Here is a 17631-nt window from a genome sequence, read left to right as displayed (position 1 = left end):
CGGCGCACCGGCGGCATGCAAAAACGGCGGGCATCTGCCCGCCGCCGAGTCGTCTCACGCGCACCGCGTCAAGCGCGGCGCGCGTGCGGGCCCCCGCTTACTTCAACCGCGTCGCGATCTCGTTCGCCATCGCCTTCGTCGCGGCTTTCGTCGGCGCATCCGCGGCCAGTGCGTTCAGCAGGCCGAAATCGTGGATGGTGCCGTCGTAGCGCGTGGTCGTCGCATCGACACCCGCCGCATCGAGCTTGCGGCCATACGCTTCGCCTTCGTCACGCAGCACGTCGAACTGCGCGACCTGGATCAGTGCGGGCGGCAGGCCCTTCAACTGCGCGGTGCTCGCGCGCAGCGGCGACGCGTAGATCTCGTTGCGTTGCGCTTCGTTCTTCGTATAGGCGTCCCAGAACCACTTCATCATCGGCCGCGTCAGGAAGTGCCCTTGCTGATACGCGTTGTACGAGCCCGTGTTGAAGTTGTGGTCCGTCACCGGCCACATCAGCCCCTGGAAGCGGATCGCGGGGCCGCCCTTGTCCTTCGCCATCAGCGCCACCACGGCCGCCATGTTCCCGCCGACGCTGTTGCCGACCACCGCGAGACGGCTGCCGTCGACGCCGATCTCCGCGCCGTGCGCGGCCACCCACTTCGTCGCCGCATACGCCTGGTTGATCGCCACTGGGTAATGCGCTTCCGGCGACGGCGTGTAGTTCACGAACACCGCGACGGCGCCCGATTGCACGACGAGGTCGCGCACGAGGCGTTCGTGTGTCGGGAAGTCGCCGAGCACCCAGCCGCCGCCGTGAATGAACACGAACACCGGCAGCGTGCCCGTCGCGCCTTGCGGGCGGACGATCGTGACCGGCACGGACAAGCCGTCCTGCTCGATCGTGCGGTTCGACACGTCGATGCCCGACAGGTCGACCTTCGTGCCGTTCTGCGCATCGACCAGCACCTGGCGCGCCGTCGCGGGGCTCAGCGTTTCGAGGCCCGGGCCCTTCTGGCCGTTCAGCACGGCGAGGAATGCGCTCGTCGTCGCGTCGGGACCGACGGCGTCGGCACCCGCGGCGAACGCGGCAGGTGCGGTGGACAATGCGGCTGCCGCGGCGGCGGCGATCAGCAGCGGCTTGACGATCTTCATGGTGCAACTCCTTGGTCGAATCTTTGAATGGCGATGGATGGTTGGCAGTGCGACTGATCAGACGAGCGTGAGCGTGACGTCGATGTTGCCGCGCGTCGCGTTCGAGTACGGGCAGACGACGTGCGCGCGGTCGATCAGCGTTTGCGCGACATCGCGATCGAGGCCCGGCAGCGAGATCTTCAGTTCGACTTCGATGCCGAAGCCGTTCGGGATCGCGCCGATGCCGACGCTGCCTTCGATCGCGGCGTCCGCGGGGATCGCGATCTTGTCGCGCGCGGCGACGAACTTCATCGCGCCGATGAAGCACGCGCTGTAGCCGGCGGCGAACAGTTGCTCGGGGTTCGCGCCCGCACCGCCCGCGCCGCCGAGCTCGCGCGGCGTGGTCAGCTTCAGGTCGAGGCCGCTTTCGGGCACCGTCGCACGGCCGTCACGGCCGCCGGTGGCTTTTGCATGGGCGCGGTACAGCACTTTTTCGATCGACATGACAGACTCCTTTTTCAGCAAATGAATGAAACAGCCTTCGAACCGGGGACCACGTGCCGGCGGCTTCTTCGCCGGCTTCGCATTGTTTATCTACTCATAGATAGACAAACATCCCCAAAAAATGCAGAGGATTGGTTCCTCTGCGCCAGCTATCTATCTATTACATGATAGATAACGAGATTCAATAAAAAGGCGGCGAACCGCCTCACTGCTCGTGCGCCGCCCGTCAGGACCGCGCTTTCCAGACGGCCTCGACATCCTCGAGACGCGCCCGCGTATGAAACAGCCGGCTGGCCAGCACGCTGCCCTGGAACGCCGCGTACAGCGTGCGCGCCGCCGTGTCCGGCTCGCCGCTGAACTGCAGCGTGCCTTCCTTCGCGCCTTGCGCCAGCAATTCCGCGAGCCAGCGCTCGTTGGCCGTGAAGAACGCCTGCACCGCCTGCCGCACGTTCTCCGGCAACGTTTCGATGTCGGACGCGAGCATCCCGCACAGGCAGATCAGGTTGCCGTCGCCCAGCGTGCGGCCGAACATCTTCGTGTACAGGCTCAGCTTCACGTCGGCCGGCAGCGCCGGATCGATCGCCCGCACGGCCGCGAGGACTTCGTCGCTGTAGGCCGCCACCGCTTCCAGCACCAGATCGTCCTTCGACGGGAAGTAGTAGTGGATGCTCGACGTCTTCACGCCCACCAGGTCGGACAGGTCCCGATAGCTGAAGCCGTTGTAACCGCGCTGCATCATCAGCGTGATTGCATGATCGAGAATCTGTTCGCGGACGGTCGGTTTCGTTTCCATGGATCGAACTTTATCTACTCATAGATAGACAGTCAAGGACTTTTTTAAGGGCGCGATGACCATGCCTGCGAGCCCGCCGCGCACGTACGACGCCGTTCGCCTAGCCGGGCGGCTTACAACCGGCCTGCAGCACGATCGAATCGATGCGACACTTCACGCCGGGCCACGCGAATCGCGGCGCAACGTCCATCGGCCGGGCGGACGTGCCGGCACACGATGACCGCGTCGCATCCGGCCCCGGCATCATCGGCCCGCCCGCTGCGTCGGGCCGCACAAGGAGAACAAGTCGATGTTTTCGTGGTTTGAACGGCGCCTGCCGACTTTCCCGCTCGAAGATCCCGTCACGCCGCCGCGGGGTTTCTTCTCGTTCGTCTGGGCGTGCACGAAAGGCGCGCGCAGCTGGATCCTGCTGATCGCGCTGACGTCGGCCGCATTGGCCGCGTACGAAGCCGCGCTGTTCGCGATGATGGGCCGCGTGGTCGACTGGCTCGCGTCCTCGACGCCGGCCGATTTCGGCGGCCGGCACTTCGGCACGCTCGCCGGGTTCGCGGCGATCCTCGCCGGCAGTGCGCTGCTGATCGCGCTGCATACGATGGTCAAGCATCAGGTGCTCGCGATCAACTTCCCGATGCGGCTGCGCTGGCTGTTTCACCGGCTGATGCTCGACCAGAGCCTGTCGTTCTACGCGAACGAGTTCGCCGGCCGCGTGACGACCAAGATCATGCAGACCGCGCTCGCGGTGCGCGATGCGCTGTTCATGTCGGTCGACGTCGTGATCGGCGTCGCCGCGTACCTGATCGGCATCCTCGCGCTCGCGGCCAGCTTCGACTGGCGGCTGATGATCCCGCTCGCGCTGTGGGCGCTCGGCTACGGCCTGGCGTGCGCGTATTTCGTGCCGCGCCTCGGTGCCGTCGGCAGCCGCCAGGCCGATGCGCGCGCGCTGATGACGGGCCGCATCACCGACGCGTATTCGAACATCACGACCGTGAAGCTGTTCTCGCACACGCGGCGCGAAGCCGACCACGCGCGCCGCGCGATGGAAGCGTTCAAGGCGACCGGCGACGCGCAGATGCGGCTCGTCAGCGCGTTCGAGGTCGTCAACCATCTGCTGTCGACGCTGCTGCTGGTTGGCTCGACCGGCCTCGCGCTATATCTGTGGATGCATGGCGAGGCGAGCGCGGGCGTCGTCGCGGCGGTGATCGCGATGGCGCTGCGCCTGTCGAGCTATTCGCACTGGATCATGTGGGAAATGACCGAGCTGTTCGAGAACGTCGGCACGATCCAGGACGGCATCAACACGCTGACGAAGGTGCACAGCGTGGTCGACGCGCCCGACGCGAAGCCGCTCACGGTGCAGCGCGGCGAGATCGTGTTCGACAACGTGCAGTTCGCGCACGAGGACAACGATCGCGCGGTGTTCGACGGGCTGAACCTGACGATCCGGCCCGGCGAGCGGATCGGCCTGATCGGCCGCTCGGGCGCCGGCAAGTCGACGCTCGTGAACCTGCTGCTGCGCTTCTACGACGTGGGCGGCGGCGCGATCCGGATCGACGGGCAGGACATCGCGCATGTCACGCAGGACAGCCTGCGCGGCGCGATCGGGATGGTCACGCAGGATACGTCGCTGCTGCACCGGACGATGCGCGAGAACCTGCTGTACGGGCGCCCCGACGCGACCGAGCGCGAGATGCACGACGCAGCCGTGCGCGCCGAAGCGTCCGAGTTCATCGACCGGCTGCGCGATCGCCATGGGCGCAGCGGCTACGACGTCGAGGTCGGCGAGCGCGGCGTGAAGCTGTCGGGCGGCCAGCGGCAGCGCGTCGCGATCGCGCGCGTGATGCTCAAGGATGCGCCGATCCTCGTGCTCGACGAGGCGACCAGCGCGCTCGATTCCGAAGTCGAAGTCGCGATCCAGCGCAGCCTCGACGACCTGATGCACGGCAAGACGGTGATCGCGATCGCACACCGGCTGTCGACCATCGCGGCGATGGACCGGCTGATCGTGCTCGACGAAGGGCGCATCGTCGAGGAAGGGACGCACCAGCAGTTGCTGCAGGCGGGTGGTATTTACGCGGCGCTGTGGGCGCACCAGAGCGGTGGGTTCCTCGGGGAAACGGCGGACGCGGAAAGCGTGGAGCAATAAGCCATGACGGCGCAGCGATCGGCGGCGGTTTCGGCCGCGATCGCTTTCCGTGGCAGCCCGAAGCGGATGACACGTTGAATGCCGCACTGCCGCGGCGGTTCGCATCGGGCGACGCTCGCCACTGATCTGCGCACGGGATCGTGCGGCACGCCCGTCGCGATGCGCCGGTGACCCGCCCGCGCCGCCCATTCGTTGCGCACGCATCCATCTCCGCGCCGCCTCATAACGATCCGACAATTTATTGGTTCCCTCGACGATGCGCCGTCCGTATCGTTCACCGACTCGTCAGACCAATCGACCAACGGGGGAATCCAACAATGAAACAAATCCGTTCATTCGCACTGCTCGCGCTGCCGGCCGCGCTCTACGCCGCCGGCGCGCACGCACAAAGCAGCGTCACGCTATACGGCATCGCCGATGCGGGCATCGCGTACGTGCACAACGCGCAGAACGCGAACGGCAGCAACGCGTCGAGCCTCGTCAAGTTCAGCAGCGGCAACCTGTCGGGCAGCCGCTGGGGGCTGCGCGGCACCGAGGATCTCGGCGGCGGCCTGGCCGCGCTGTTCCAGCTCGAGAACGGCTTCAACATCGGCACGGGCGCACTCGGCCAGGGCTCGCGCGAATTCGGCCGCAAGGCTGTCGTCGGCCTCGCGAGCAGCACGTACGGCACCGTGACGCTCGGCCGCCAGTACGATCCGGTCGTCGATCTCGTGCAGGGCCTCACGCAGGACAACTACTTCGGCGGCGTGTTCGCGACGCCGGGCGACCTCGACAACTACGACAACAGCCTGCGCGTCAGCAACTCGGTGAAGTACACGAGCCCGCTGATCTCGGGCTTCCAGTTCGAAGGCCTGTACGGCTTCGGCGGCGTCGCGGGCGCCACTGGCAGCGGCCGCACGTACAGCTTCGGCGCAAGCTACGCGAACGGCCCGCTGTCGCTCGGCGCCGGCTTCTTCTACGCGAACGGCGGCTCCACCGTCGCGAACGGCGTGCGCACGTGGTCGAGCAGCTCGGATACGCTGTTCAACACCGTGATCAACCAGGGCTTCTCGAGCGCGAAGTCGATCCAGATCGTGCGCGTGGCCGGCCAGTACGTGGCCGGGCCCGCCACCTTCGGCCTCGCGTATTCGAACACGCAGTACGGCGCGGACACGCTCTCGGCGTTCAGCCAGAACGCGAAATTCAACAACGGCTCGGCGTTCTTCAACTGGCAGTTCTCGCCGGCGCTGCGCGCGGGCGTCGGCTACAACTACACGTCGCTGACGGGGCCGAGTTCCGCGCACTACAACCAGGTCAACCTCGGTGCCGACTACGCGCTGTCGAAACGCACCGACCTGTATGCGCTGTTCGGCTACCAGAAGGCGAGCGGCAACACGCTCAACGCGAACGGCGCGGTCGTGAAGGCCGCCGCGTCGGTCGGCTCGTACGGCGTGAACTCCGGCACCGATACGCAGGAACTCGCGATCGTCGGGATTCGCCACAAGTTCTGATCGCGTCGCCGCACGGCAACGACGACGACATCGACGGCAGCCGGCAGGCGCGCACCGCGGTGCGCGCCTGTGGCGTTTACACTGTCGCGATCCCGTTCCGCACGACACAAGGAGGCCGGCATGCTGACCGTATGGGGGCGTCGCAATGCATTCAACGTCCAGAAGGTGATGTGGCTCGTCGACGAGCTCGCGCTCGAGCATCGGCACGTGCCGGCCGGCGGCCAGTTCGGCGTGCTCGACACGCCCGATTTTTTGGCGATGAACCCGCACGGGCGCATCCCCGTGATCGACGACGGCGGCACGGTCGTCTGGGAATCGCACAGCATCCTGCGCTACCTCGCCGCGCGTTACGGAAGCCCCGGCCTCTGGCACGACGACCCTGCAGAACAGTCGCGCGCCGACCGCTGGATGGACTGGTCGCAAACCACGTTGCAGCCGACGTTCCTGAACGGCGTATTCCGCGGCTACTTCCGGACGCCGCCCGAGCAGCGCGACACGGCGCGCGTCGAGCAAAGCATCGCGCAGTGCGCACGGCACTTCCAGGCGCTCGATGCGGCGCTGGCCGGTCAGCCATTTCTCGCGGGCGACGCGCTCACGCTTGCCGACATCACGGCCGGCACGCACCTGTATCGCTACTTCGAACTCGACATCGCACGGCCGGACCTCCCGCATGTGCAAGCGTGGTACGAGCGGCTGAAAGCGCGGCCCGCGTATCGCACGCACGTGATGATTCCGTTCGACGATCTGCGCGGGCGACTCGATTAGGCAATCGCGTATCGCGCCGGCAGCAGAACGGCTTGTAGGAAGGTTGTAATCACAACGGCGTATGTTGCCGACCTGTACGCCCGCCCGATGTACGCGACGCGGGTCATGACTGACCAACCCCACAGGCAAGGCAATGAGCGCTCAGGACATTGCAGTCGATGTCACGGCCCGGACGGACCAGGCGGTTGCCGCGCATCGTAACGCCGGCCTCGACGCGTTGCGCGCCTGCCTGACGTTGCTGGTCGTGTTCCACCACTGCGCGATCACGTACGGCGCGCTCGGCGGGTGGTACTACCACGAGGTGGTCGCGGGGCCGTCCGTGGAATCCGCGCTGCTGACGCTCTTCTGCGCAATCAACCAGGCGTTCTTCATGGGCCTGTTCTTTTTCCTGGCGGGCTACTACACGCCGCGCTCCATCGATCGCAAGGGCGCCCCCCGCTTTCTGGCTGACCGGTTTCTCAGGCTCGGCTTGCCGTTGCTGGTGTATGGGTTTCTGATCGGCCCCGCCACGATCGCGCTGGCGCAGTCCACTGCCGGGCACCCGTTTGAAGACACGCTCGGCCGCCTGTGGCGCCACGGCACGTTCGACAATGGCCCGATGTGGTTCGCCAAGGCTTTACTGATTTTCAGTGCGGCTGCGGCACTCTGGAGCGCCGCGTGCGCGCGCACCGCGAGCCGGCCCGAGCCGCATCCTTTCCCCTCCGACAGGACCCTGGCCTCAGCGGCATTGCTGACCGGTATCGCGGCGCTGGCGTTGCGATACCGATGGCCGATAGGTATCAACGTATGGGGGCTTCAGCTCGGGTATTTCGCCAGCTACGTCGTGTTGTACGCAGCAGGTTGCCGGGCAGCACGCGCACGCTGGCTCGAGCATCTTCCGCCACGGCAGGTCGACACATGGCGGCGCATCGCGCTGCTGACAATCCCTGTCCTGCCCGTCGCCTACCTTCTCGCGAAGCACGTTCCCGCATTGCATGGCCGTCCGGTTGACGTGGTGTACGCGTTCTGGGAGCCACTGGTCGCATGGGGCACGATACTGTTTCTCGTCAGCCGCTTTCAGCGACGCTTCACTCGACTGACGGGTGTGTGGCAGCCGCTGGCGCGACGCGCCTACACGATCTACATCATCCATCCGCCGGTGCTGGTCGGCGTTGCACTCGCATGGCAGAACGTGCCGGCGGCCCCGTTCCTGAAGTTCGCCGTGACCGGCGGCATCGCGTGCGTCGCGTGCTACCTGATCGCAGGACTGCTGCTTCGCGTGCCCAGGCTCGCATCGATCCTGTAACGGCTGCGTCAGCGTCGCCGCATTCCACCGAATCCGCTCGCGCCGCCGAACGGATGCATGCCGCCGAATCCGTGGCCGGCGGTGCCGGCCGGGAACGCGCCGTGGTGAAAGCCGGCGCCGATCGGCACGCCGACGCGGCGATGGTCCCCTCCGTTGAAGTGGACGACGTGATCGAAGTGGTGGAAATGATGGAAGTGGTGGAAGCGATCGACGAACACGAAGCCCACACCTGCGCCGATAAAAAGCGGCGGCCCCCAGTACCCCAGGTCGGCATACGGATAGTCCGCCGCCGGATACCATAAAACACTACCATCGGCGCTCTGCACGAACTGCCATGTGCCGTCGTCCTGCAGGCACGCACGCCCGACGATTTGCTGCTCCGTGCCGTCGATGTTCGCTCGCGCGACGACCGCCCGGCAGTTCGTCGTCTCGTCCGCCAGATCGTCGGAGGTTTGCGCAAAGACCGCCGCGGAACAGCCGAGACAGACGAACCCTATCCCGGATCGAAACCAGTTGCCCATGATCGGCTCCTGCCTGATTGTCCCCGACCACTCGACCGCGGGCGCGGCTGACGGCGCCCGGCAGATCGGATTGCTCGCGCACGATTCATCGCGCGGCGCTCACGTGTCGCCGCTTCGTGCAGGGTCTCCTGACGGCTAAACGATGCAGCGCGCCGGCTTATTCCAGGGGTCTGGTGCGAATGATCGACGCAGGAGGCACCGTCGATTGGCGCCCGGCCTAGCGCCTGGCGAAGCGGTAGGCAGCCGCTGCCGTGATCCCGAATACCAGATGGGCCACGAGCGTGATCGCGCCACGAACCGGGATGAACCACGGGAAGATCGCGGTGAACGCGTACAGGTTGACGCCGTACAGGATGAGGCCGAACGCGCCGCCTGCGAGGAGCGAGGCCGCGAGCGACAGGTTGCGAATCGCGTTCGCCAGCACGGCCGCATAGACCAGCGACAGCACCAGATGCACGAGGGTCGCCACCGCCATGACCCACGGATCGAAGCCGGCGGACGCGCCGAGCACGCCGTGCCCCATCACGATGGCCGCCGTGAGGCGTGTGTCGCGTAACAGGTTGCCGATCGCGTCGTCGCCGACGATCGGCCAGAGCAGCAGTTCGACGACGGTCGAACCAATCGCCGCACCGAACGCTGCCCAGAGAACCGGGACGACACTGGCTCGTTTCAATTGACGCTCCCGTCGCAACCGGCCCATGCATCGAAGCGGCTTGCAGCCCACCCGCTCCGGCGCCGGTCGCGCAGCGCGTGCCCGTGAACCGGAACCGGCACCGGGCAGCCACGCAAGATTACGACGCTCCTTCGCAATCCGACCAGTAAGCGAAAGGATCGCGATGTTTCGGATAGTTCTCGTCCAGCCATTTCAGCAACGTCGCCCGCGCGTTGTCCATGTCGGCTTTCAGCGACGAGGTCGTCAGTTCGTGCACTTCGATGGACTTTTCGCGATCGATCACGAAGCAGTTCCAGTCGGGGCCGTCGAGATCCGGATCGTCGGACGCCTTCGACGACTTGCCCCAGCCGAACCCCTTGCGCGCGTCGATGTAGTACCGCGGATGCACTTTCAGATACGACATCTCGCCGCCCTGCAGGCTGCTCTCTGCGCGCAGCACGTCGTGTCCGTCGACGATCTGCGTGACTTCCGGCAGCCGGCGCGCTCGCCATCCGACGGGCAGCGTCGCGATGGCCTTGACGCTGTCGTACATCCCCCACTCCAGCCCCCACGCTTCGGCCATGCGCTTCATGAATGCGTTCGCATTCGGATAGCCGCGCAACTGGATCCGGGTCGACAGCGTGACCTCGATACCGCCGCGCCCGCCCGTGCCGGCGGATGCGTCGTCCGCGCTCGCTTCGAACGGATTGCCCGGACGCGACGCGCGCGTCGCATCCGCGGGCGCCATGCCCGAAAACAGCTGGTCGAGCGCGGCACGCGCTTTCGACGACTTGTCCGGCTTGTTCATTGTTGACCTCGCTCGCATCCGCACGGATGCATCCCTTTTCGAATCTCGTTCATCTCTCCACCTCATCGTTTTTCGCGGTCGCATTGTCGTCGATCCGGCGGCCCGAGCCTAGTGCCGCGTATCGCACAACGCTTTTTCGCTCCCACCCGCTACCGGGGCGGGCCGACACGATACACCGGCCAGGGCTAGCCGCCTGTCCCCACCGCCGCCCGCATCCGCTCCATCAACGCCAGCACCTCAGGCCGATTCTCCCCCTTCGCATGCACGAAGTAATACCTGAGCACCGAATCGACTTCGTGCGGGCTCACGCGCACGAGTTCGCTGCGCTTGAAATAGGCGTCGGCGAGCGGTACCCGCGCCAGCGCCACGCCGAGCCCGGCCTCGGCGGCGGCCAGCACGAGGTTGTAATCCTCGAAACGGCGATCCTGCGCGCGCGGCTTGAACGGCACGCCCAATGCATCGAACCACGTGCGCCAGCCGGTCACATCGGAATCGTGCAGCAACGGCATGTCGAGCAGCGCGGCATCGCCGCGCCGGCGGCGCGCCTTCGCCAGTTGCGCGGCAAGCCGCGGATGCGCGACCGGATAGAGCCGTTCCGGCATGAACGCACGGGTGTCGAGCTGACGCCAGTTGCCGCGCCCGTACCGGATCGACAGATCCGCTTCGCCGCCGGCGATGTCCACGTTGCGCAGATCGATGCCCAGTTCGATCCGTAACGCGGGCGCCTCGCTCTCGAGCGCATGCTGGCGCTCGAGCAGCCAGAGCTGCGCGAAGGCCGGCACCACGCTCATCCTGACCAGTCGCGGCGTACGTGGCGAGCGCCACTGATCGGCCGCACTGTCGATGATCGCGAACGCCTGCTCGATCCGGCCGACGAAGCGCTGGCCGTCCGGCGTCAGGCGCACGCCGCGCGCATGGCGTTCGAACAACCGCAGGCCGAGCCAGTTTTCGACAGCGGCCACCCGCCGGCTGATCGCGCCGTGCGTCACGCCGGAGACATCGGCCGCGGCGAGGAACGAACCCTCGCGCGCGACCGTGCACACCGTCTCGAGACTCGCGAGCGGCGGCCGCGCACCCGGCGCCGGCGCTGCGGCGGGCGACGCCGCCGGCGCGCGCTTCGCGCGGGTCGAAGCACCGGCCGGCCGCCGGATCGAGCTGTGAATCGTCGTCATATCTGCGTGCTGATCTGTGCGCTAGCTTAGCATCTTGCCACACCGCATCATGGACGCATGAACACGCTCTCCACCCCGTCGTCGCGCGCTGCGCGGCAGCCGCTGATCGCGGCCGGCGCGGTCGCCTTCACGATCGTCTCGTGGGCGTCCGCTTTCCCGTTCATCCGGATCGGCCTGCATGGCCTGACACCGCTGCAGCTCGCGGCGGCGCGCTTCGCCACGGCGGCCGTGCTGATCGTCGCGTGGCTCGCCGTGCGGCGGCCGCGCGTGCCGACCCGCGGCGACGCGCTGCGCTTCCTGTTATGCGGCTTTCTCGGCATCGCGCTCTACAACGCGCTGCTCAATACCGGCGAGCAGACCGTCTCGGCCGGCGCGGCGAGCTTCATCGTGAACACGCTGCCGATCTTCACGGCGCTGCTGGCCGCCGTGTTTCTGGGCGAGCGCTTCAACCGCTGGGGCTGGCTCGGCTCGCTGGTCAGCCTCGCCGGGATCGCGGTGATCGCGCGCGGGCAGCCGGGCGGCCTGGTCCTCGGAGCCGGCAGCACGCTGATTCTCGGCGCGGCCCTGTGTTCGGCCAGCTACTTCGTGCTCCAGCGGCGGCTGATTCCGGTGTACGGCGCGCTGGCCTGCACCGCGTACACGCTGCTGGCCGGCGCGCTGCTGCTCACACCGTGGCTGCCGGGCGCGGTCGTGGCGCTGGGCAGCGGGTCGCGCGACACCGCGCTGGCCGTGCTGATGCTCGGCATCTTCCCCGCCGCGCTGGGTTACGCGACCTGGACCTTCGCACTCGGCTACTTCGGCGCGGCGCGCGCCGCCAACTTCCTCTACCTGACGCCGGCGGTCGCGACGGTCCTGTCGATGGCGCTGACGGGCGAGCGTCCCGGTATCGAGACGGTGTGCGGCGGCTTGCTGGCGATTGCCGGCGTGATTTTCGTGGCGTTGCGCGGACGGTCCTAGGATCGGTGCCGAATCGGGCCGGCACGATCGGCCCGACGTTCCCAAGCGAGCCGGCCGGGGCGAACCCCGGTGTTTGCAAAGCGGAATGCGTGCCGCGGGCTGTCGATTCGCATCAGTTCGCCGACGTCGCCGAACTTGACCGTTAGTTGCGTTACAACGAGAACATCAATCCCGATGAGACAGGGCTCCGCAACCGGATGCGCAATCGAGATCGTCCAAACTGTGCAGACAAATCGACCGAACAGTTCCGGATTGACCGTGCATCAGTGTCCATGGCTTCGTCCCGGCCGCCGGCCGAATAATGGATGCGTTCGTAAGGCCGTCGACAGCGAATCGCAGCCTGTGGCCTGCCGCGGCGCACGATTTCCGGCATCCGGCGCCTTCGAATTTCGGGCGCTGGCCGCACTGCGCCCGCCCCGCTACGTGATTCGCTGCAGCGCGCAAAATCGGCTTCATATATATTCATACGAATTGCACCGTTTCAGGCCCCGACTCGCCGCTCAGCCGGGCGGCACGTCGCGGGGCAGGACGCGATGCAGTGAAGCCCATGATGGGTATGGAGACTCGTCCGATCGCCCCGACCTCGCCGTCGGCCGGTCGAGACGTCAATAGAAAGACATTCAAATCGGAGATGGCAGATGGAACGAAGCACTGTCGGCATGCGCTGCAAACCCCTGATCACCGTCGCACTGGCTGCCGCCGCATTCGCGGCCGCGTCGACCGCGATGGCCGACCAGGTCGTCAAGATCGGCAGCGTCGAACCGACGACGGGCGGCATCTCGCACCTCGGCAAGGACAACGAGAACGGTGCGCGCCTCGCGGTCGAGGAAATCAATGCGAAGGGTCTCACGATCGGCGGCAAGAAGATCACGCTGCAACTCGATGCACAGGATGACGCGGCCGACCCGCGCCAGGCCACCCAGGTCGCGCAGAAGCTCGTCGACGACAAAGTCGTCGCCGTGATCGGCCACCTGAACTCGGGCACGTCGATCCCCGCGTCGAAGATCTACAGCGACGCGGGCATCGTGCAGATCTCGCCGTCGGCCACGAACCCGACCTACACGCAGCAAGGCTTCAAGACGACCTACCGCGTCGTCGCGACCGACGCGCAGCAAGGCCCGGCGCTCGCGAGCTACGCGCAGTCGAAGGGCGTGAAGAGCGTCGCGGTGATCGACGATTCGACCGCATACGGCCAGGGCCTCGCGAACGAGTTCGAGAAGAAGGCGAAGGCGCTCGGCCTGAAGGTGCTGTCGCACGACGCGACCAACGACAAGGCGGTCGACTTCCGCGCGATCCTGACGAAGGTCAAGGGCGAGAACCCGGACGCGATCATGTACGGCGGCATGGACGCCACCGGCGGCCCGCTCGCGAAGCAGGCGAAGCAGCTCGGCCTGCGCGCGAAGATCCTCTCCGGCGACGGCGTGTGCACCGACTCGCTGGCCGAGCTGGCCGGCCCGGCGGCCGACAACGTGCTGTGCTCGCAGGCCGGCGCCGCGCTCGAGAAGATGCCGGGCGGCGCGGACTTCCTCGCGAAGTACCAGAAGCGCTTCAACCAGGGCATCAAGTTCGATGCACCGTTCGCGTACGACGCGGTCTACATCGCGGTCGACGCGATGAAGCGCGCGAACTCGACCGATCCGGCGAAGATCCTCGCGGCGATGCCGGCGACGAAGTACGAAGGCGTGATCGGCACGACGACATTCGATTCGAAGGGCGACCTCACGCACGGGATCATCTCGATCTACGGCTACAAGAGCGGTAAGAAGACCTTCCTCGACCAGGTGAAGATGTAACCCGCCGCGGCGCCGGTGCGACGGGCACGCCACCCGTCGGCGCCGGCGCCGCGCGGGCCGAATTCTGATTCACGGAGACGAAGCATCATGTGCGCAATGGCGTATGCGGAATTTCAACAGGAGTTGAAGAAGGCACAGCTGACGGCGCGCGAGTTCGCCCGCCTGATCCGGATGAACGAAAGCTCGATCACGAACTATTCGAGCAAGGGCACAGTCCCGTCCCACCTCGCGGTCATCGCGAAACTGATCGGCACGATGGCCGCGCACGAGATCGATTTCCGGCGCGTGATCCGGCAGATGCGGATCGAACCCAAACGGCCGCGCGGCGGCGGTGCGTTTCCTGCGGCGGAAAAACCGCGTTCCGGAAAGACGGCGAAAGCCGACGCCTGAGCACCGGCATGCGTCGACGACGGCACGAGGCTTGCCGCTCGACGCTGACTCGAAAGTCATCTCACGGGCAACGCGACACGCGACGCCCGACCAATCACCCCACCGCCCGCATGTGATCGAGCAGCGCCTGCAACGGATGGCGCACCTGCTTCGACGACATCCGCTTCACCTGGCTGCGGCACGAATAGCCGGTCGCCAGCGCCTCGCCTTCGTCCTCCGGCCCATCCACGTGTGACGCCCACGACTGCGCGTAGATCGTCTTCGACGTCGCGAGATTGCGCGCCTCGTGCCCGTAGGTACCCGACATCCCGCAGCACCCGGTCGCCTGGACCTTCAAGTGCAGCCCGCGCCGCGCGAATACCTGGGCCCATTGCTTGCCGCTGTCGGGCGCATTGGTCTTCTCGGTGCAGTGCGGCAGCAACCGGTACGACGTGGGCACGCCGCCGACACCGGCACCAGCTTCCGGCAGCGCCTGCAGCAACCACTCCTGCGGCAGCGCAACCTTCGGCACATCGGTGAGCCCCGTCACCTTCAGGTACTCCTGCCGATACGTGAGCGTCATCGCCGGATCGAGGCCGACCAGCGCGACACCCGGGCGTGCCAGTGCGGCCAGCTGCGTTGCATTGCGGATCGCCGCCTGCTCGAACGCGCGCAGGAAGCCCTGCACGTGCAGCGCCTTGCCGTTCGGTGCAAGCGGCGCGAGCCACACCTGAAAACCCGTACGCGCCGCCAGTTCGATCAGCGTCGCCAGTTGCTCGGTATCGAAATAGCGCGTGAACGTGTCCTGCACGATGACGACGCTGCGTGCGCGCTGCGCGTCGCTCAGCGCGGCGAGCGCCTGCGGATCGGCCGGCTTCACGTGCCATTGACGGATCACGGCCGCGAGATCGAAGCGGCTCAGCAGCGGGCTGTCGACCATGCCGACGTGCCGCTCCAGCAGCGTGCGCACCCATCCCGTCCGCATCAGCCCGTTGTACAGCGCGGGCACTCGCGCCATCCACGGCATCGTGAATTCGAGCGAGCCGATCAGGTAGTCGCGCAGCGGCCGCAGGTAACGCTGGTGATACAGCTCGAGGAAACGCGAGCGAAACTCCGGCACGTTCACCTTCACCGGGCACTGCCCCGCGCACGACTTGCACGCGAGGCACCCGGCCATCGCGTCGTACACCTCGTGCGAGAAATCGGCCTCGCCGTTGCGCGCCGCGCGGCTGTTGCGCCAGCGCGTGGCAAGGCCGCCCAGGAACGGCTGCCGCGCGCGCGCCGCCGCGACGACGTCGACGCCGGCCTGCCCTTGCAGGCGCAACCATTCGCGCATCAGCGACGCACGCCCCTTCGGCGATTGCACGCGTTCGCGCGTCGCCTTCCACGACGGGCACATCGCATCGTCCGGATCGAAGTTGTAGCACGCGCCGTTGCCGTTGCAGTGCATCGCGGTGCCGTAGCGCTGCCATACGCGCTCGTCGATCTGCCGGTCGTGGTCGCCGCGCGTCGGCACTTCGTCGATCTTGAGCAGCCGCATCGTGTTCTCCGGCGGCGTCGCGATCTTGCCCGGATTGAACTGGTTGTGCGGATCGAACGCGGCCTTCAGTTGCTGCAGCGACGGATACAGCTCGCCGAAAAACGCCGGCGCATATTCGGAGCGCACGCCCTTGCCGTGCTCGCCCCACAACAGGCCGCCGTGGCGCTGCGTGAGTTCGGCCACCGCATCCGACACGGGCCGCACCAGCGCCGCCTGCTTCGGGTCCTTCATGTCGAGCGCCGGCCGCACGTGCAGCACGCCCGCATCGACGTGCCCGAACATCCCGTATTGCAGCCCGTGGCCGTCGAGCAGCGCGCGGAATTCGGCGATGTACGCGGCAAGGTTTTCGGGCGGCACCGCGGTGTCCTCGACGAACGGCTGCGGGCGCGCCTCGCCCTGCACGTTGCCGAGCAGGCCGACCGCGCGCTTGCGCATCGCATACACGCGCTTCACCGCGTCGTCGCCGGCCGCGAGCGTGTGGCCCAGGCGTTCCACGCTCATATCGGTGCGCAGATGGTCGACGAATGCGCGCACACGCGCGTCGACGTCGTCCGCATCGTCGCCGCTGAATTCGATCAGGTTGATGCCGAGCGTCGGCCGAGCGTCGTCCTGCGGGAAATACTCGGCCACGCTGCTCCACACGAAATCCTTCATCGCGAGCATCAGCACCTTCGAGTCGACCGTCTCGATCGACAGCGGCTGGTGCGCGAGCAGCGCGCGCGCGTCACGCAGCGCGTCCATGAAGCCCGCGTAGCGCACGTTGACCAGCACCGAAACCTTCGGGATCGGCAGCACGTTGAGCTTCGCCTCGACGACGAAGCCGAGCGAGCCTTCCGCGCCGCACAGCACGCTGTTCAGGTTGAAGCGGCCGTCGGGTTCGCGTAGGTGCGCGAGGTCGTAGCCGGTCAGGCAACGGTTGAGCTTCGGAAACTTCGCTTCGATCAGCGCCGCCTTGTCGTCGCTGATGCGCCGCGCGGTGCGGTAGACCTTGCCGATGCGGTCCTCGCGCGCGCAGCGGCGCTCGAGCTCGTCGTCCGCGAGTGCTTCGCTGTGCAGCTGCTCGCCGCCCATCAGCACGAAATCGAGCTCGAGCACGTGATCGCGCGTCTTGCCGTACGTGCAGCTGCCCTGCCCGCTCGCGTCGGTGTTGATCATCCCGCCGACGGTTGCGCGGTTCGACGTCGACAGTTCCGGCGCGAAGAACAGCCCGTGCGGCTTCAGCGCCGCATTGAGCTGATCCTTGACGACGCCCGCCTGCACGCGCACCCAGCGCTGCTCGACGTCGATTTCGAGGATCCGGTTCATGTTGCGCGACAGGTCGACCACCACGCCGTCGGTCAGCGACTGCCCGTTGGTGCCCGTGCCGCCGCCGCGCGCGGCCACCGCGACGTCGCGATGCGCGGGCTCGGCGAGCAGCCGCGCCAGCAGCCGGACGTCGTCCGCATGCGCGGGGCAGATCACCGCTTGCGGCAGGCGCTGGTAGATCGAGTTGTCGGTGGCCTGCACCGTCCGGTTCGCATGATCCGCGCGGATTTCCCCGGCGAATCCGGCGGCCTGCAGCGCGGCGAGAAAGTCACGGTACGCAGGCGCGGGCGGGCTAGCGGGACGGGGCAACGAAGCGATCGACATGGGTAAAGGAGGCAGTGTGGGTGGAACCGACCGGCTCGCGTGGCTGAAGCATGATTTTTTAGCAAGTTTCCACGTGGCTGGGAATTCCAGTATCTTTGG

At 66.9% G+C, this 17631-nt stretch carries 15 protein-coding genes; 7 read left to right on the top strand and 8 right to left on the bottom strand.

Annotated features, from left to right (window positions below):
- Positions 1-97: 97 nt before the first annotated feature.
- The 3 genes from LGM89_RS25090 to LGM89_RS25080 form a co-directional block, all read right to left on the bottom strand.
- On the bottom strand, positions 98-1132 hold the full coding sequence (locus tag LGM89_RS25090; RefSeq protein ID WP_226274282.1) for an alpha/beta hydrolase: 1035 nt from the start codon (positions 1130-1132) through the stop codon (positions 98-100).
- A gap of 57 nt (positions 1133-1189) precedes the next feature.
- The gene (locus tag LGM89_RS25085) at positions 1190-1615 is read right to left on the bottom strand and encodes an organic hydroperoxide resistance protein (RefSeq protein WP_046547194.1); all 426 of its coding nucleotides are present in this window, start codon (positions 1613-1615) and stop codon (positions 1190-1192) included.
- A 226-nt stretch (positions 1616-1841) separates the two neighbouring features.
- A complete protein-coding gene (locus LGM89_RS25080) occupies positions 1842-2408 on the bottom strand; it encodes a TetR/AcrR family transcriptional regulator (RefSeq protein ID WP_089448963.1) in 567 nt (188 codons plus the stop codon).
- Positions 2409-2697: 289 nt separating this feature from the next.
- On the opposite strand from LGM89_RS25080, the gene LGM89_RS25075 reads away from it, so the two are divergent.
- From LGM89_RS25075 to LGM89_RS25060, 4 genes are all read left to right on the top strand, one after another.
- Positions 2698-4551, top strand: a complete 1854-nt coding sequence (locus LGM89_RS25075) for an ABC transporter ATP-binding protein (RefSeq protein ID WP_226274281.1) — start codon at positions 2698-2700, stop codon at positions 4549-4551.
- Between the two features lie 317 nt (positions 4552-4868).
- The gene (locus tag LGM89_RS25070) at positions 4869-6041 is read left to right on the top strand and encodes a porin (protein WP_047853068.1); all 1173 of its coding nucleotides are present in this window, start codon (positions 4869-4871) and stop codon (positions 6039-6041) included.
- A gap of 120 nt (positions 6042-6161) precedes the next feature.
- Positions 6162-6806: a glutathione S-transferase family protein gene (locus LGM89_RS25065; protein ID WP_226274278.1), complete on the top strand. Its 645-nt coding sequence runs from the start codon at positions 6162-6164 to the stop codon at positions 6804-6806.
- Positions 6807-6939: 133 nt separating this feature from the next.
- Positions 6940-8091, top strand: a complete 1152-nt coding sequence (locus LGM89_RS25060; RefSeq protein WP_089498973.1) for an acyltransferase family protein — start codon at positions 6940-6942, stop codon at positions 8089-8091.
- 8 nt (positions 8092-8099) lie between these two features.
- On the opposite strand, the gene LGM89_RS25055 is transcribed toward LGM89_RS25060, so the two are convergent.
- From LGM89_RS25055 to LGM89_RS25040, 4 genes are all read right to left on the bottom strand, one after another.
- Positions 8100-8612 carry a hypothetical protein gene (locus LGM89_RS25055; RefSeq protein WP_089498974.1) on the bottom strand — a complete coding sequence of 171 codons (513 nt, stop codon included), beginning with the start codon at positions 8610-8612 and terminating at the stop codon, positions 8100-8102.
- Between the two features lie 217 nt (positions 8613-8829).
- A complete protein-coding gene (locus LGM89_RS25050; protein WP_226274276.1) occupies positions 8830-9285 on the bottom strand; it encodes a sodium:proline symporter in 456 nt (151 codons plus the stop codon).
- A gap of 118 nt (positions 9286-9403) precedes the next feature.
- Positions 9404-10072: a nitroreductase gene (locus LGM89_RS25045; protein ID WP_089444584.1), complete on the bottom strand. Its 669-nt coding sequence runs from the start codon at positions 10070-10072 to the stop codon at positions 9404-9406.
- A 185-nt stretch (positions 10073-10257) separates the two neighbouring features.
- Positions 10258-11244: a LysR substrate-binding domain-containing protein gene (locus LGM89_RS25040; protein ID WP_226205231.1), complete on the bottom strand. Its 987-nt coding sequence runs from the start codon at positions 11242-11244 to the stop codon at positions 10258-10260.
- Positions 11245-11301: 57 nt separating this feature from the next.
- On the opposite strand from LGM89_RS25040, the gene LGM89_RS25035 reads away from it, so the two are divergent.
- The 3 genes from LGM89_RS25035 (at position 11302) to LGM89_RS25025 (ending at position 14384) form a co-directional block, all read left to right on the top strand.
- Positions 11302-12201 carry a DMT family transporter gene (locus tag LGM89_RS25035; RefSeq protein WP_226274275.1) on the top strand — a complete coding sequence of 300 codons (900 nt, stop codon included), beginning with the start codon at positions 11302-11304 and terminating at the stop codon, positions 12199-12201.
- Positions 12202-12839: 638 nt separating this feature from the next.
- Positions 12840-13994: a branched-chain amino acid ABC transporter substrate-binding protein gene (locus LGM89_RS25030; protein WP_089430007.1), complete on the top strand. Its 1155-nt coding sequence runs from the start codon at positions 12840-12842 to the stop codon at positions 13992-13994.
- Positions 13995-14081: 87 nt separating this feature from the next.
- Positions 14082-14384 carry a DNA-binding protein gene (locus tag LGM89_RS25025; RefSeq protein WP_089498979.1) on the top strand — a complete coding sequence of 101 codons (303 nt, stop codon included), beginning with the start codon at positions 14082-14084 and terminating at the stop codon, positions 14382-14384.
- Between the two features lie 94 nt (positions 14385-14478).
- Here LGM89_RS25025 and LGM89_RS25020 read toward each other — a convergent pair whose 3' ends face one another.
- Positions 14479-17532, bottom strand: coding sequence for an FAD-binding and (Fe-S)-binding domain-containing protein (locus LGM89_RS25020; RefSeq protein ID WP_226274274.1), 3054 nt, complete (start codon positions 17530-17532; stop codon positions 14479-14481).
- Positions 17533-17631: the final 99 nt, after the last annotated feature.

Source organism: Burkholderia sp. AU31624 (genome assembly GCF_020420065.1).
Classification (GTDB): Bacteria; Pseudomonadota; Gammaproteobacteria; order Burkholderiales; family Burkholderiaceae; genus Burkholderia.
Note: the sequence above shows the minus strand (reverse complement) of the source record. Positions and strands in the feature narration are given on the sequence as shown.

Coding starts and splice junctions, on each gene's coding strand:
- LGM89_RS25030 (WP_089430007.1), top strand. CDS start 12,840: ATGGAACGAAGCACTGTCGGCATGCGCTGCAAACCCCTGATCACCGTC.
- LGM89_RS25040 (WP_226205231.1), bottom strand. CDS start 11,244: ATGACGACGATTCACAGCTCGATCCGGCGGCCGGCCGGTGCTTCGACC.
- LGM89_RS25020 (WP_226274274.1), bottom strand. CDS start 17,532: ATGTCGATCGCTTCGTTGCCCCGTCCCGCTAGCCCGCCCGCGCCTGCG.
- LGM89_RS25045 (WP_089444584.1), bottom strand. CDS start 10,072: ATGAACAAGCCGGACAAGTCGTCGAAAGCGCGTGCCGCGCTCGACCAG.
- LGM89_RS25090 (WP_226274282.1), bottom strand. CDS start 1,132: ATGAAGATCGTCAAGCCGCTGCTGATCGCCGCCGCCGCGGCAGCCGCA.
- LGM89_RS25060 (WP_089498973.1), top strand. CDS start 6,940: ATGAGCGCTCAGGACATTGCAGTCGATGTCACGGCCCGGACGGACCAG.
- LGM89_RS25065 (WP_226274278.1), top strand. CDS start 6,162: ATGCTGACCGTATGGGGGCGTCGCAATGCATTCAACGTCCAGAAGGTG.
- LGM89_RS25080 (WP_089448963.1), bottom strand. CDS start 2,408: ATGGAAACGAAACCGACCGTCCGCGAACAGATTCTCGATCATGCAATC.
- LGM89_RS25035 (WP_226274275.1), top strand. CDS start 11,302: ATGAACACGCTCTCCACCCCGTCGTCGCGCGCTGCGCGGCAGCCGCTG.
- LGM89_RS25075 (WP_226274281.1), top strand. CDS start 2,698: ATGTTTTCGTGGTTTGAACGGCGCCTGCCGACTTTCCCGCTCGAAGAT.
- LGM89_RS25070 (WP_047853068.1), top strand. CDS start 4,869: ATGAAACAAATCCGTTCATTCGCACTGCTCGCGCTGCCGGCCGCGCTC.
- LGM89_RS25085 (WP_046547194.1), bottom strand. CDS start 1,615: ATGTCGATCGAAAAAGTGCTGTACCGCGCCCATGCAAAAGCCACCGGC.
- LGM89_RS25055 (WP_089498974.1), bottom strand. CDS start 8,612: ATGGGCAACTGGTTTCGATCCGGGATAGGGTTCGTCTGTCTCGGCTGT.
- LGM89_RS25025 (WP_089498979.1), top strand. CDS start 14,082: ATGTGCGCAATGGCGTATGCGGAATTTCAACAGGAGTTGAAGAAGGCA.